The organism is Nocardia sp. NPDC059180 (assembly GCF_042754945.1).
GTDB lineage: Bacteria > Actinomycetota > Actinomycetes > Mycobacteriales > Mycobacteriaceae > Nocardia.
This window is the reverse complement of sequence record NZ_JBHZBU010000003.1, coordinates 133,835-148,298: the sequence shown is the minus strand read 5'-3', so window position 1 is coordinate 148,298 and position 14,464 is coordinate 133,835. Positions and strand designations below refer to the sequence as shown.

Sequence of the window (14,464 nt, the reverse complement as noted above, 5' to 3'; positions counted from 1 at the left end):
CTCTCCGCGTATTCGTCGAACCCATTCTCGCACAACAGCTTAAAGCCCTGAAAGGCACTACTGTCATGACCAGCTTCAAGAAGGCCGCAGCGCGCCTCGCCTGCGCCGCGGCGACCGCAACCATCGCACTCGGCCTGTTCTCCACCGGCGCCGCCAACGCCGACACCTTCATTCCGCTGCCCGGCGGTGAGATCACCCAGACCCTGCCCGACGGCACCACCGTCACGATCCGGCTGACCAACGAGTCGGTCAACATCAGCCCGTCGATGGGTTCGACTCCGCTGCACCGCAATGTCTGGGCGTCCGGGCGCGCCGAGGTGCAGATCCACGGCAAGCACGAGTACTCCAAGGTCTACCCCGGCTACGTGGTCGGCTGCCAGGTCGATATCAGTGGCGGCACCGGAACCGGCGGCGCCAACGCCGCCACCACCTGGGAGGGTAAGGGCAGCGGCGGGGTCACCTCCGGCGGCAACCTGACCCTCGGCCCCGGCCAGGCGTCGACGTTCTGGCTGCTCGACCTCGAAGGCCCCGATGCCTACGGCGAGAAGAGCTACCTGCGCGGCTACAGCTTCCGCGAGCAGCAGGCCTCGGTGACCTGGGCCGATTCGACACTCGGCCTCAACGGCTGCGCCGGTTACGCCCAGGCCCGCGCCTTCGTCGGCGTCGAGGTCACCACCAAGCACGGGCGTTCCGAACTGCGCCTGTGGGGCCAGCCCTTCAGTCTCGGCTGATCACACCTCGGCCTCGGCTGAAAAACCGTCCGCTGACGTCGCGATGCCCCGGCCACCGGCATGGCCAGGCATCCGCGCGGGCGCACCGAGAAACCCCGCCTGTCCCCTCGGGCGGGGTTTCCTCGCTCGGTCGATCATGTGTCTCGACCGCTACCCCACCACCGCGGCAAGCCATTCGACCAGCGGTCGCTGCACCTCCCAGGCCGCGCGGATCTCGATGGCGGCCTGTGGCGTCGGTAGCCAATCGGGTGCACCGAAATCGCGGTGGGTGGTCAGGGATTTGTGGCGTAGTAATTCGATGCGGGGATGGTCGGCGTCGTAGCCCTTCGGCTTGGTCTTCAATCGGTCCCCGCCGATCTCGTATCCGTGGCCGGTGAGTTCGCCGAGGATTGCGGCCAGTTCCTCCCCGCGCACCTCGTCGTCGATGGTGGCGCGCAGCCGGGCCAGCTGGTCCGGTGATCCGCCGTAGAACCCACCGGCCACGAACAGCCCGGCCGCACCGATCTGCACATACCACCCCACCCCGGGGGCCGCGCCGATCACAACACCCTGATGGGTCTTGTACGGCGACTTGTCCTTGGAAAACCGCACGTCACGGTAGGGGCGAAAGAGTTTCGCCGTCCCGAAATCGCCCTCCAACTCCTCGATAAGCGCCACCATCGGCGCGCGCACCGCCTCGTCGTAGACCTGCTTGTGCGCAGCCCAGAATGCCTTCGAGTTGTCCGCCTCGAGATCCTCGTAGAAATCCAGACCGGCGAACGGAAACCCACCGAATCGACCCATGCTCAGACAATATTCCTACGGTCGGACAGCAACCGCACACACCACCGGATGTTCCAGCGCCGTCAGAACTTTCCCCCGTGGTGATCGATGCGGTGGCCGAGGTGCGCGGCGAACTCAGCGATGAATTCATCGGTCAGTGGTGGCCAGCCCCAGAAGTCGAAAGCCAGTGCGCCGAGTGCGGATCCCAATGGCCACAGCCAATCGGTGACGGGATTCCCGGTTCCGCAGTGACGGCAGGTGGCGATCCCCGCGCCGCCTTCCTTCCACTCGCCGACCGCCGCCTCGAAGGGGCGCCAGACCTCGCGATCGGCCACCCACTGCTGCGGGTAATCGATGATCACGGTCGTGGTGTCGCAACTCGGGCAACTGAGCCATTCCGGTTCGCCGACGCCTTGTCCGCCGAAATGATCTTCGCGGCCGATGGTGACGGCGACGGGCCCTGATATCCAGTCGCCGCCCCACTCCTGGGCGATCTGATGCCACTGCGGGCCGGGCAGATAGCCTTCGTCGACACCTAGGCTGTACATGGCGTCGCCGGACATCTCCCGCGACAGCAATTCACGCGAGAACATCCAGTCCAGCATCCGCGTGGCAGTCGCTTCCGCGTCCTGGGCCGACACCTCGACATCGACGATTCGCTCGAAAAAGTCACCCATCAGTGCACCGAACCTCTCTGTACTGCCTTCATTCTCGTCGTCGACTTTTCGACTGTATGAGCCGCGTCTCCACCCCGCCCACTCCACTGGGCACCCCAATGCTCAGGTCTTGTGCTGAGACGAATTCGCCAGTACCGAACGGGCCTCCAGCGCCGCACCCACATCGCGGATCGTGGACGGGTCGGTCAGCAGTCGTCCGAGCAGGTCCTCGATCCTGCGCAGCCGGTATCGCACAGTGTTCGCGTGCAGAAACAGAAGTTCCCCGGTGGCGGAGGCGGAACCGACTGCGTTGAACCATGTTTCGAGTGTCTCCAGCAGTCTTTCGCGTTCGTCGTGTGGCAGCGCCAATATCGGGCCCAGGCGGATCTGAACCATGCGTTCGGCCTCCAGCGGGGCCGCCGCGACGAGCATCCCGAACGGGTTGTCGTCGAACCGCGCGACACCGCGGGCGCGCGTACCAAGCCCCGCCAAGGCGAGGCGAGCGAAGTGCAGTGCCTGCGGTGTTTCGGTGAGAGCGTCGTAGGGCGGGCTCACGCCGGCACATGCGCGGTGCCGGCGAAGGGTCGTCAGCGCAGCCGCTTCCCGGTCGTCCGGTAACGAGAGCACCCCGATCTGCTGATCCGGCAGCAGCCGCCAGGCGGAGGTGATTCCGGCGGCGCGCAGCGCGCTTTCGATGCCCGGCAGCGCCTCTCGGCCCGCGGTCGGCGCGGCGGCGGCCACCACCACGTACCGTCCCGTGCGCGGCAGTCCGAGGATGCGAGTCGCTTCGCCGAGCGTCGCCGGATCGGCGATCACACCGGTGAACAACGCTTCGACCAGCATGGAACGTTCGTGCTCACGCTGGAGCATCAACTCTGAACTCATCTCCCGGTAGGCGGTGGCCACGGCAACCGAGTACTCACCGGCCAACGCCCACACCTCGGCGCCCAGATCCACCAGCAGGGCGTCGGTGACCGCGGGATGGCGCCGCGCCTCCTCCACCAGCTCCGACCACAGGAATTCGAACCCGATCCGGAAGGCATGCAGGGTTTCGGCCAGCGGCACACCCTGCCGTGCTCGCAGTCGTCCGGTCTGCTTGGGCGGTGCGGGATCCACCGGTGCGGTGGAGGTGAAGTGCCGCACCATCAGCATCAGATTGCTGGTGCAGGAACTGCGGATGGTGTCGAAGGGCACCTGATCGGTATCACGGTAGGTGTCGAGTTCGACGATGAAGCGTTGCGCGAGCCGCAGCCCGAGGTCATCGATGCGGTCGAGCAGCACATCGGCCACCTCGATGATCGCCGTCGGAGGCTCGGTTCGCCGCATCAGCGCAGCTTACCGAGGTGCGATTGTCCCAGGGAACAATGCGAGGTGAGCGATGTTGTCCGCGCACCCATGGGCTCGCCGTGCCCATCGGTGCGACGATCTCGGCAACCCTCGGATCCACAGGAGCCTGCCCATGTCCAGCTTCCTCAGCAGCGACGGCACGACCATCCACGTGCGCGACTGGCTGCCGCTTGCCACCGTGACGCGTGGCGTCGTCCAGATCGCCCACGGCATGGGCGAGTACGCGGCGCGCTACGACCACTTGGCCGAACGTCTCGCCGGACTCGGCTACGCCGTGTACGCCAACGACCACCGCGGGCACGGGCACAGCATGACCGGTGAGCCGGGCGATCTCGGGCCCGATGGATGGAACCTGCTGGTGCAGGACATGGCCACCCTGACGACGTTGTTGCGGCGACGGCATCCAGGACTACCGGTAGTCCTGTTCGGTCACAGTCTCGGCTCGTTCGCGGTCCAGCAGTACCTGCTCGACCACGGCGAACTCGTCGACGAGGCCGTGCTGTGCGGAACCACTGCGGTCGACGAGTTGTTCGTCCGCATCGCCGCCGAGGACGATCTGCTGACCTTCTTCAACAAGCGGTTCCAGCCCACTCGTACCACCGCCGACTGGATCAGCCGCGACGAGGTCGAGGCGGACCTCATCGCATGGCTCACCCGCGTGAAAACCTGAACAGACCCGGTCCGCTCAGCGCGCTCCGAGTGCGTCGAGGATCATCGGGCGGGCATTGGCGAGGGCCTGCTGCCAGTAGGGCCAGGTGTGGGTGCCGTTGCCGATATCGACACGCGCCGGGATGCCGAGCGCAGTGACGCGATCACGGAAGATATTCGCGGCGATCATCGTGAGCACCTCCAACCCCATCGCGTTCACCGTGTTGCCCACCCCGTTGGGCAGGTCGAGTGGGCCGGGCACGCCGTTGCCCGAGGTGACGTAGATCGGCAGTCCGCGCAGCCGTTCGGCTTGCACCGTAGCGTCGTTGCGGGCCCAGGCCGGGTCTCCGGGCGGGCCCCACATGTCGTCCGGGTTGAACTGGCCCTCATCCCACATCGCGGCGCGCATCGCTTGGCTCCACATCGGGAAGGTGGGGTTCACGAATCCGGAGAACGATCCGGCGAACCTGAACTGATCGCGGTGGTAGGCGGCCAGGATGAGCGCGGCGTTACCGCCCATGGAGGCGCCGACGACGGCATTGTTGGTGCGAGAGACCCCGTACCCGGCAAGGAATGCGGGCAGTTCCCGAGTCAGGAAGGTCTCCCACTTGTAGGTGATCTGCTGACCGTTGGTGTGGCTGGGCCGGTACCAGTCGGTGTAGAAGCTCGACCGGCCGCCGACCGGGAACACCAACGTGACGTTATCGCCCGCGAATTGGCGTAGCGCGTCGGTATCGCTGGTCCACTGGCTGTGATCGTGCGGCGCCCGCAGCCCGTCCAGCACGTACAGCGCCGCGCTTCCGCCGCGAGCCGCCCACTGCACCTGGACCTTGATCGGGCCCATACTCGACGGCACGAACAGCTCTTCGAACCCACCCGCTGGTGCCCGTACCGGCGCACGCATGGGTGCGGCACCGGCCACGGCCGCGACGGCCGACATCAGTACTACCGCCACGACGAGCGACAGAGCCCGCCGCAGCCATCCACCGATCAATCGTTCGTTCCCGGATCGCGCCACCCCGGCCACTCGCATACCTCCCACCGAATCGACTGGAAGTTACCGAAGATAACCAATTTACGCCGTCTCTGCCGGTCGAGATGTCGCCAACGCGCCGCTGGCGTGTCGGGGATCGGTGCAGCGGATCGAACAATGCGCCGGTGACCCGCGGATATCCTGCGGGCCACCGCCGTAGCAGCCGGTGTCAGGCCGCCGCAGGATCCGGCAGCAGACCCAGCTGGGTCGTGGTCGTCATCGGAGCGCCGGCGGTCGGCCGAACGCCGGGGCGAAGTCGCCGCACTTCCGCACGAATGCCAATCAGAGTTAGCCGGATTAGCATCGAATCCATGTTTTCGCATTTCACGGACAGAAAACGTCTTCAATGACTTATGAGCAATCTTTGCAATTTACGTCGAATGTCCGATTCGGTGCGGGAGTTAATCTTGTAAGCCTTTTCCATACCGCAAGTCGGCATTTCACCCTTTATCGGCACAATATGCGAATACCCGGTCCATCCTCCCCGAACCACCCTGCGAGTTGATAGATTTCGAGCCGTGACGGCACGGCGCGGTGCCGCCGCTCGCGGTGCCATCGATGTGACTCGGGGCTGTTTCGGCTATGACTGACAAAAATATCGCCGCACATGACGATCGACTACAATTCCACGGTTGGAAAGCCACTTAGGTGGCGAGTGCCGCATGACCGCCACCGTGAATGCTTTCTCCGGTCGAGGAGGAGCCACGATGTCGATCACACTCCAGCGGTTCTCGGACTTGATCGCCGGAATCTACGACGCCGGTGCGAGTACGGAGCGATGGGACAGTGTGATCGCCGATATCGCGGCCGCGTTCGGCGCAGTCCGCGGTGTCCTCGTCATCGCCGAGCCTGTCACCCACCAATTCGTGGTCAAGGCCTCGGGGGCGGAGATCGGGGAGGACGTCTACCGACAGATCATGCGTGCCGCCGATCGCATCCAGCACCTTCCCGCCGGCGCCACCGCCACGAGCGACGAACTCTTCGACCTGCCGGTCGGCGGAAACGGCGCGGACCACGAGAGCCCGAACGGTTTGGCCAACAGTTTCATCGCGCGGCTGAGTCCCGACGTGCCGTCATCGTGGATCAGCTTGACCATGCCGGAGCAGGTCGACGTCTCACGTCATTCGGCGGGAAGGGCACTGCTGCATGTGTTGGTGCCGCACCTCGGACAGGCCCTGCGCACGCAGTCGAGGCTGGTCGAGCTGACCCGTGAGCGGGCGTTCGCACTCGCAACGCTGGAAAAGGCGCAATACGGAATCATGATCGTGACCTCGGACGCCGCGGTCATCTTCGCCAATTCCATGGCCGTGGACATCACCGTCCACGGCGACGGGCTGGCCGCCGACAGCTCCGGCCGGTTGCGCGCCACCCCATCGACGATCCAGGCCCGGTTCAGCCGACTCATTCGTGAGGCCGCCGGACCAGAACGGTCCAGCGGCGGCGTCGCGATCACGCGCCCTTCGGGCAAGCGGCCTCTCGTCGTGCGGGTGACCCCCCTCGACGATCTGGCCGGCGACGGCCCGCCGCGGCATCGAGCCGTCCTGCTGCTGGTCACCGATCCCGATCACGATCCTGTGCCGCAACCGACGACGCTGCACGACCTCTATGGCCTGACCGACGCCGAAACACTGGTCGCCATGGGTGTCATGCGTGGTGACGGACTACCGGCGGTCGCCGATCAGCTGTCGGTGTCGTTGTTCACCGCGCGAACGCATCTGCAGCACATCTTCGTCAAGACCGGTACACATCGGCAGGCGGAGTTGGTGCGCCTGTTGCTGTCGAGCGCTATTGCCGCGCAGTAGTTTCAGGGTTGTGCGAGAGATTGTGTGGCCGTATCAGACCGGCCGGAATCCGACTCCCGCGCCGCCGCGTATGGCGACGTCGTCGAGAATCCTGCTGAAGTTGACGCCCACGTGCGGGCCGATGCACGGAACCGAGATATATCCGTTGACCAGGGCCACCAGGGTCGTACCGACGACTACGGGTCCGCCGGAGTCACCGACGAGCACGCAGATCTGGGTGAGCGTCCACGTCGCGGTCGAGAACACGTCGCCGTACACCAATCCGCACGTCTGACCGGTCGTGCGGCCTTCCTTGCAGGCGATCGCGGGGAACTGCGCTGGTACACCGATGCCGGTGATCGTGGTCGAACCGACACGGTTCACCGGAATCACCTTGTTCGCATCGAAGCGGATCACGGCGTAGTCGAGTTCTTTGTTGACGTAGGCCATCGTCCCGACCGTGCCCGCGTCGGGAGCGGCTTCGGACGAAACGCCCGCGCCGGGCTGGTTGCAATGACCTGCGGTGAAGCCGACCATCTGGCCGGTTTCGTCCCAGCCGATGGTGGCAAGCGTGCACGTCGCGCCGTCATCGAAGACGATGCCCGAACCACCGCCGAGTACTACCGAGGGCGCTGCCTGCGCACTCCCGATGGTCGTGCCTGCCAGGCCGAGAACAGTGGCCGCGAGCACGAGAAGGATTCTGCCCAACATGACTCTCCAAAGTGGTCGGCCGGGGATCAGGGGGCACTCTCGAACCGGAGTACGAGAGTGCCCTCGTTTCCCCTCGGTCCTGGCATCGGTCGGATCAGACGACACACACCGGGAAGAGGATCGGCACCGTGATCAGCACAATCCCGCAGGCGAGGAACGCGCCAGGAATCGTGAGGAACGGTGACAGCACGGCCGGCTGGACATCGGCCGGAACCGGTGCAACTGGTGCGGGAGCAGGCTCTGCGGCCGGTGCCGCTGTGGCTACGCCGGCGCCCATCGCGATCAACGGCGCGCACGCCGCTGCTGCTATTGCAGAGCGAACCTTGGTGCTAGTCATGACTTTTCCCTTACTGTCAGCAATCTTGGCCATGGTCAGCCCGTCACCGGGTTGCCACAATATTCAGCACAGCACCGTTAGGGTGGAAAAGCCTCACGCGAACAGATGAGATGAGATCAACGAGCCCGAAAAAGTCATCGGGTCCGGAAAAGCCATATAGGGTCCATCCGGTTGTTTCCGGACCCTTCGTAGCAATGAAAGCAATGGTAGTCGAACCGCCCACCGGTTGGTCAGGCTTCGGCGACCGTCACTTTTCGATCAACTACCGGCGGCCGGCTCGACCAAGGAAAGTTGATCCACCTATCGGTGCGCCGCCACACATATTCGCAGTCCACCTCCGAATGCGGTTTCTGATAGACGACCGCACATCGAACCTCTGCCACATGGTCAGCGCAGAAATCGCGGACCAGTTTGAGGGTTGCGCCCGTATCGGCCACGTCGTCGGCGACCAGCACGGTCGCGCCGGTGAGGTCGACGGCCTGCGGAACCGGCGGCAACATGACCGGCAGATCGAGTCGCTGATCGACGCCGGTATAGAACTCGACGTTCATGACATGCAGGTTCTTCACATCCAGCGCGTACCCGAGCGCACCTGCCACGAACAGCCCACCGCGCGCGATCGACAAGATCAGATCGGGTTCGTAGCCATCCCCTGCGATCGCAGTGGCCAGCTCCCGGCTCGCCGATCCGAACAGCTCCCAGGTCAGTTCCTCGCGATCGGCCACCGCATCCGTCCTCTCCGCCCCACTGCCGACTCCGGCACAGCGAGCATACGAGCAGTTAACCCTTCGGCGAGGTGGATCCGACCGTCGTTCGGCACCTAGCCGAAGAGGTCGAGCGCCTGCTGTGCGGAAAGACAACCACCGGTAACCAGCTCCAGGTTGTCGATCGAGGCGGCGTGCGCCGCCGGGTCGGCCGTCGCGGCACAGTCGGCGATCGGATGAACGGTGAACCCGAGATCGGTGCCATGCCGCGCCGTCTGCTCGACCGTCAGGTTGGTGGCAACCCCCGTCAGCAACACCGTGTCGATCCCCTGCGCCCGCAACCACTCGGCGAGACCGGATCCCGCCAGCCCCGACAACTTCTGGTTGTCGAACACCTCACTTGCCTGCCCGACCATCTCCGGTATCAGCTGAGCTCCCACCGATTCCGGCCGAAACGCCTCCTGCGACTCCCCCACCGCCCGCATGAACCCGGTATTGCGAACCAGTAGGCCTTCGCCCACCGGAATGGTGAACCTCGTGAACACCACCGGTATCCCGGCCGCCCGAGCAGCACCGTGAAACTCGACAGCCCGGCCGACGACCCCACTGGCCGCCACCGGCTCGGCCAGCATCTGCCCGAAGAAACCCTCGGGCCGGATCACGTTCACCTGCCAATGCAGGGCCAGGACAACGGTGCGGTCGCGATCGAACATTCTCGACTCCCTCTCGTCGGCACCGACAGATCAGTGCTCGACAGGGTAGATCGCTCGAATCGGTCGCGCAGGTCGTGAGGTGGCCGACCACGTCGAGGCGTTCGACCTCGTCGGGGATGTCGATCCGGAAGATGCGAGCGTTGCGCACAGTCTGTGGCCGCGGCGAACCGCGAAATTGTCAGGCGTGGCGTGCCAATCCATCGACGAGCGTGCTCACGAACTGGTCGATCCATGCGTCATCGATGGCAGCCGCGCCGCGTAGCACCACCGCGACGAGGGTGGTGCCGAAGACGGTTTCCACGCACAGGGAGATGTCGAGGTCGGCCCGCACCTCGCCGCGCTCGACCGCACCGGCGAACAATGCGGCGAGGTGATCCCAGACGGTGGCGCGCAGACGTGCGGAAAGTTCTTCCTCCAGCGCCGGATCGGCCACCATTTCACTGATCAGGCCGGGTGTCGCGCGCCGCCCGGCCGGTGAACCGACCACCTCGACACATCGCTGGACCACCGCGCGAAGCACGCCGCGCAAGCTGGCGTCCTCGGTCGGCTCGGCGGCGATATCGGCGGGGAAGACCGCCTCGTGGACGAGGTGCGCCTTGGATTCCCAGCGCCGGCGGATCGCGGGGACCGACGTTCCCGCCCGGTCGGCGATGGCCCGGAAGGTGAGGTCGGCATAGCCGACTTCGGCCACCAGTTCCCGGGTCGCGGCCAGCACCGCGTCGTCGATCCGCGTGTCACGCGGACGACCGGCCACAGGCATCTCGTCAACGGACACCGCGGGTCACCTCCTCCACGAGAACACGTCCCCTCGCCACCACAACCGGCCCATTATCGCTGGAGCCCGACGAATCCGGCGAAAGGCCTACGCCAACACAGTCGACACATTACATTCTGTTGCACAACGAAACGTAATGCGGATCACCTGGAGACGCCGTGATGCCCGACTTCGCCTGTACCTCGATCGCCGAACTCCTCGATGCCCGAGCCGAGGACGACCACCCCGCGCTGCTCTTCGGCGACCAGCAGATGTCCTGGCGCGACTTCGTCCACGAGGCTCGAGAGCGGGCCGCGGCGCTCACGGCGTTACGACGCCCCGGGCCTTGGCATGTCGGCGTGCTGATGGACAACGACCCCGAATATCTCCTACTGGTCGCGGGCGCCGCGCTCGCCGGAGCCACGATCGTCGGCGTCAACCCGACCCGGCGTGGCGCCGAGCTGGCGGGAGACATCACCGGCACCGATATCCAAACGCTCATCGTCGCCGCAGGTCATCGCCCGTTGCTGGAGAATCTCGAGCTGCCGGGAATCGACATTCTCGATGTCGAGGAGCCCACGTACCGCTCCGCGCTGGAGCGCGCCGCACGAGAGGCCCGCGAGCTTCCTGCGCCGCCGCCCGGCCCGGAGCACACCCTGCTGCTGTTGTTCACCTCCGGCTCGACCGGAGCCCCCAAGGCCGTCGTCTGCTCGTCCTTCCGGCTTGCCGTTATCGCTCAGCTCAACACCCATGGCCTCGGCCGTGACGACGTCGCTTACAACGCGATGCCGCTGTTCCATGGCAACGCGCTGATGTCGGCATGGGCACCGATCCTCGCTGTCGGCGGGACCTACGCCATGCGAGCGCGCTTCTCCGCCTCCGGTTTCCTGCCCGATGTCCGGCGCTTCGACGCCACGTTCTTCAACTACGTCGGCCGAGCGCTGTCCTACGTACTCGCCCAGCCGGAAGTTCCGGAGGAGGCGACCACGCGGCTGCGACTCGGGTTCGGCACCGAGGCGTCCACCCGCGACCGGCGGGAGTTCCAGCGTCGGTTCGGCTGCCGCATCGTGGAGTCGTACGGATCCTCGGAAGGCGTCTGCGCCATCGTCCGCGGCGACGACACCCCCGAGGGCGCACTCGGGCGGCCTGCGGAACATATGGGCCTCGAGATCGTGGATACCGGCGGGAATCACTGCCCGGACGCCGAATTCGCCGCGGATGGCCGCCTCCTCAACGCCGCCGAAGCCATCGGCGAGATAGTCGTGCGCGGGGGCGCGGCGAGATTCGAGGGCTACTACAACAATCCCGAGGCCACGGCGAGCAAGCTGCACGACGGAGACTATTGGACCGGCGATCTCGCCTACCGCGATACCGACGGCAACTTCTGGTTCGCCGGCCGCACCTCGGACTGGATCCGGGTCGACAGCGAAAACTTCGCGACGGCGCCGATCGAACGAATCCTCGCCCGCCACCCCGATGTAGCCACCGCGGTCGTGTACGGCGTCCCCGACCCCCGCACCGGCGACCAGGTCATGGCCGCTCTGCTCTTGATCCCCGGCCGATCCTTCGACACCGCCGCATTCGCGACGTTCCTCGACAGCCGGCCCGACCTCGGCACGAAGTGGCGTCCGGACCTGGTGCGCATCGTCGGCGATCTGCCCCAGACCGGAACCGGGAAGGTCGACAAGCAGGTCCTACGCCGCGAGGCCTGGCGCTGCACTGATCCCGTCTTCCTCCGGAACCAGGACACCTACCACCCGCTGACCGACGAGGAACGCACGGCCCGCGAGGCGTCCTTCACCGAGCACGGCCGCCGATCCCTGTTGCCCTGAGCAGAACACACCAATCGAAAGGAACCCCCATGATCGAGCTCAACCGCAGTCACCTCGTCGACTTCATCACCGAACGTCTGGCCACCACCGAACAACCGCGGCAGCGCACGATGCTGGAGCGGATGCGGGTGCACGCGGCCGCCGAGCGTGACGGCGACCTCGAAACGCTGGTCGGCACGCTCGGAGATGCCGCCAACTACCACTTCTGGGAGATCGGCGGCGATGTCGGCCCCAAGACCCGCGAGGGCGTCAGCGAGTACTACCGCAATCTGGTCGAGAACAACGGTCACGTCCTGGAGTTCTTCTGCGAACGCATGGTGGTCGACGACCAGTGCATCGTGATCGAAGGCAGGCTCACCATGATCCAGCCGGGCGCACTCATGGTGCAGCACCCACTGGCAGGCGGCATGGCCGAAGCCGACAAGAACTACCTGATCAGAATGCGCAACGTGATCTTCTGGTCCTTCGACGAGGACCTGATGATCATCGGCGAGGACTCCTACTCCGGCGGCCCCCTCGAGATGCGCGTCCTCGAGGATCACGAGCTACCTGCGGATTTCGTCGCCCTGACCGGATCCTGACCTGTTCGGCCAATCGGCGGCGGGTGGTCGGTGCACCGCCCGCCGCATACCGACGCGCAGAATTTATTCGCAGGGACCTCCCAGGACCGGACACAGCTACCGGTGGTGCCGTCCAGGTACGGTATCTACCGCCCCCGATCACGGTGCGGTGTTCCTGCGGACAAAATCTGGATGTAATCGATGAGTACTACCGCCGACAAGCTCGCCGATCTGCGCAAGAAGCTCGAGATCGCGCAGGAGCCGGCCGGAGAGGCGGGGGCCGCCAAACGCGCACGTAAGGGCATCCCGTCCGCCCGCGACCGCATCGACATGCTGCTGGACCCGGGCACCTTCATCGAGGTCGGCGCGCTGGTGCGCAACCCCAATGACAAGGACGCACTCTACGGCGACGGTGTGGTCACCGGGCGCGGTTTGGTCGACGGCAGGCCCGTTGCCGTGTTCTCCCATGATCAGACGGTGTACGGCGGCACCATCGGCGAGATGTTCGGCCGCAAGGTCGCCGCGATCATGGAGCTGGCGGGGAAGATGGGCTGCCCGCTGGTCGGTATCAACGACTCCGGTGGCGCGCGCGTCCAGGAGGCCGTCACCTCGCTGCGCTGGTACGGCGAGTTGGCGACCAAGATGGAACCGCTGTCGGGTTCGGTGCCGATGGTGTCGCTCATTCTGGGCAACTGCGCGGCCGGTGCGGTGTACCAGCCGATTTGCACCGATGTCGTGGTCGCCACCGAGAGCGCGCACATGTTCGTCACCGGCCCCAAGATCATCGAGGACGCCATCGGCGAGAAAGTGGACATGGAGGAGCTGGGCGGCGCCTACAACCAGGCCGCCTACGGCAATATCCACCACGTCGCCAAGGACGAGCCCGCCGCCTTCGAGTGGGTCCGCAACTACCTCAGCTACCTGCCGTCGAGTGCCGTCGAGCAACCGCCGATCGTGAATCCGGGCCTGGAGCCGGAGCTCACCGAGTCCGACTTGATGCTGAACACGCTCGTCCCCGACTCGGACAACGCGGTCTACGACATGCACGACGTGCTGTTGCGGATCTTCGACGACGGCGAGTTCCACGAGATCGGCGCCGCGGCCACCAAGAATCTGATCACTGGTTTCGCCCGCGTCGACGGCAAGCCGGTGGGTGTGGTCGCCAACCAGCCGACCGTCCTTGCAGGTGCCCTCGACGCTAAGGCCAGCGACAAGGCCTCGCACTTCATCCACATCTGCAACGCCTTCGAGATCCCGCTGGTGCTCGTCGTCGACACCCCCGGCTTCCTGCCCGGCGTTGAACAGGAGAAAGCGGGCGTCATCAAGCGCGGCGGCCGATTCCTGTTCGCCTACGTGGAGGCGACCGTCCCCAAGGTGACGGTCGTGGTCCGCAAGGCATACGGCGGCGGGTGGGCAGTGATGGGCGCCAAGGCCCTCGGCTGCGACATCTACCTGGCCTGGCCCACCGCCCGCATCGCCGTCATGGGCGCCGAAAGCGCCGTCGGCCTGACCCAGCGCAAGGTCCTCGACGCCACCCCCGAGGACCAGCGCGCCACGATCCGCCAGCAGATGATCGACTTCTACAACGCGACCATCGCGACTCCATGGATCGCGGCCGAGCGCGGCTACATCGACACCGTGATCGAACCGTCGGCCACCCGCCTGGAGCTTCGGCGCGCGCTGAATCTGCTGCGTGACAAGCAGGTCATCCGGTATCCACGCAAGCATCACTTGTTGCCGCTGTGATGTAGGCGCCGGCTGCCGTTATGGGCGCCGGCCCCGGCATGTATCGAGTCGGGGGGGCGGGAGGTTAGGAGAAGCGGCGGCGGCCGGGGGGTTGTAGGACATATAGGGGGTGTGGGACGGCGGAGTGGGGTGGGAGGCGCACGAGGCGC

15 protein-coding genes are annotated in these 14,464 nt (G+C 65.8%); 6 read left to right on the top strand and 9 right to left on the bottom strand.

Going from position 1 to position 14,464, the window contains the following annotated elements; translation table 11 throughout:
• Nucleotides 1-65: 65 nt before the first annotated feature.
• Nucleotides 66-731: an MspA family porin gene (locus ACFXNW_RS11200; protein WP_379417527.1), complete on the top strand. Its 666-nt coding sequence runs from the start codon at nt 66-68 to the stop codon at nt 729-731.
• 150 nt (nt 732-881) lie between these two features.
• On the opposite strand, the gene ACFXNW_RS11195 is transcribed toward ACFXNW_RS11200, so the two are convergent.
• From ACFXNW_RS11195 to ACFXNW_RS11185, 3 genes are all read right to left on the bottom strand, one after another.
• Complete coding sequence (locus ACFXNW_RS11195) at nt 882-1,514, bottom strand: DUF2461 domain-containing protein (RefSeq protein WP_379417526.1); 633 nt, start codon at nt 1,512-1,514, stop codon at nt 882-884.
• A gap of 62 nt (nt 1,515-1,576) precedes the next feature.
• On the bottom strand, nt 1,577-2,257 hold the full coding sequence (locus ACFXNW_RS11190) for a hypothetical protein (protein ID WP_379417525.1): 681 nt from the start codon (nt 2,255-2,257) through the stop codon (nt 1,577-1,579).
• Between the two features lie 15 nt (nt 2,258-2,272).
• Complete coding sequence (locus ACFXNW_RS11185) at nt 2,273-3,475, bottom strand: PucR family transcriptional regulator (RefSeq protein WP_379417524.1); 1,203 nt, start codon at nt 3,473-3,475, stop codon at nt 2,273-2,275.
• Nucleotides 3,476-3,608: 133 nt separating this feature from the next.
• Between ACFXNW_RS11185 and ACFXNW_RS11180 the strand changes: the two genes are divergently transcribed.
• Complete coding sequence (locus ACFXNW_RS11180) at nt 3,609-4,166, top strand: alpha/beta fold hydrolase (RefSeq protein WP_379417523.1); 558 nt, start codon at nt 3,609-3,611, stop codon at nt 4,164-4,166.
• Between the two features lie 15 nt (nt 4,167-4,181).
• Here the strand turns inward: ACFXNW_RS11180 and ACFXNW_RS11175 are convergent, their stop codons facing one another.
• Nucleotides 4,182-5,177 carry an alpha/beta hydrolase gene (locus tag ACFXNW_RS11175; protein WP_379418097.1) on the bottom strand — a complete coding sequence of 332 codons (996 nt, stop codon included), beginning with the start codon at nt 5,175-5,177 and terminating at the stop codon, nt 4,182-4,184.
• Nucleotides 5,178-5,884: 707 nt separating this feature from the next.
• Between ACFXNW_RS11175 and ACFXNW_RS11170 the strand changes: the two genes are divergently transcribed.
• Complete coding sequence (locus ACFXNW_RS11170) at nt 5,885-6,979, top strand: helix-turn-helix transcriptional regulator (protein WP_379417522.1); 1,095 nt, start codon at nt 5,885-5,887, stop codon at nt 6,977-6,979.
• Between the two features lie 33 nt (nt 6,980-7,012).
• On the opposite strand, the gene ACFXNW_RS11165 is transcribed toward ACFXNW_RS11170, so the two are convergent.
• The 5 genes from ACFXNW_RS11165 to ACFXNW_RS11145 all read right to left on the bottom strand — a co-directional run bounded on the left by ACFXNW_RS11165 (nt 7,013) and on the right by ACFXNW_RS11145 (nt 10,198).
• Nucleotides 7,013-7,669: a serine protease gene (locus ACFXNW_RS11165; RefSeq protein WP_379417521.1), complete on the bottom strand. Its 657-nt coding sequence runs from the start codon at nt 7,667-7,669 to the stop codon at nt 7,013-7,015.
• 94 nt (nt 7,670-7,763) lie between these two features.
• Entirely contained in the window at nt 7,764-8,006 is a 243-nt protein-coding gene (locus ACFXNW_RS11160) for a hypothetical protein (protein ID WP_379417520.1), read from the bottom strand.
• Nucleotides 8,007-8,236: 230 nt separating this feature from the next.
• Nucleotides 8,237-8,731, bottom strand: coding sequence for a phosphoribosyltransferase (locus tag ACFXNW_RS11155; RefSeq protein ID WP_379417519.1), 495 nt, complete (start codon nt 8,729-8,731; stop codon nt 8,237-8,239).
• Between the two features lie 95 nt (nt 8,732-8,826).
• On the bottom strand, nt 8,827-9,423 hold the full coding sequence (locus ACFXNW_RS11150) for a cysteine hydrolase (protein WP_379417518.1): 597 nt from the start codon (nt 9,421-9,423) through the stop codon (nt 8,827-8,829).
• A gap of 178 nt (nt 9,424-9,601) precedes the next feature.
• Nucleotides 9,602-10,198, bottom strand: coding sequence for a TetR/AcrR family transcriptional regulator (locus tag ACFXNW_RS11145; protein WP_379417517.1), 597 nt, complete (start codon nt 10,196-10,198; stop codon nt 9,602-9,604).
• A gap of 161 nt (nt 10,199-10,359) precedes the next feature.
• Here ACFXNW_RS11145 and ACFXNW_RS11140 point away from each other — a divergent pair, with 161 nt between their 5' ends.
• From ACFXNW_RS11140 to ACFXNW_RS11130, 3 genes are all read left to right on the top strand, one after another.
• Entirely contained in the window at nt 10,360-12,009 is a 1,650-nt protein-coding gene (locus ACFXNW_RS11140) for an AMP-binding protein (protein ID WP_379417516.1), read from the top strand.
• 29 nt (nt 12,010-12,038) lie between these two features.
• Nucleotides 12,039-12,590, top strand: a complete 552-nt coding sequence (locus tag ACFXNW_RS11135; protein WP_379417515.1) for a hypothetical protein — start codon at nt 12,039-12,041, stop codon at nt 12,588-12,590.
• 180 nt (nt 12,591-12,770) lie between these two features.
• Complete coding sequence (locus ACFXNW_RS11130) at nt 12,771-14,315, top strand: acyl-CoA carboxylase subunit beta (protein ID WP_379417514.1); 1,545 nt, start codon at nt 12,771-12,773, stop codon at nt 14,313-14,315.
• Nucleotides 14,316-14,464: the final 149 nt, after the last annotated feature.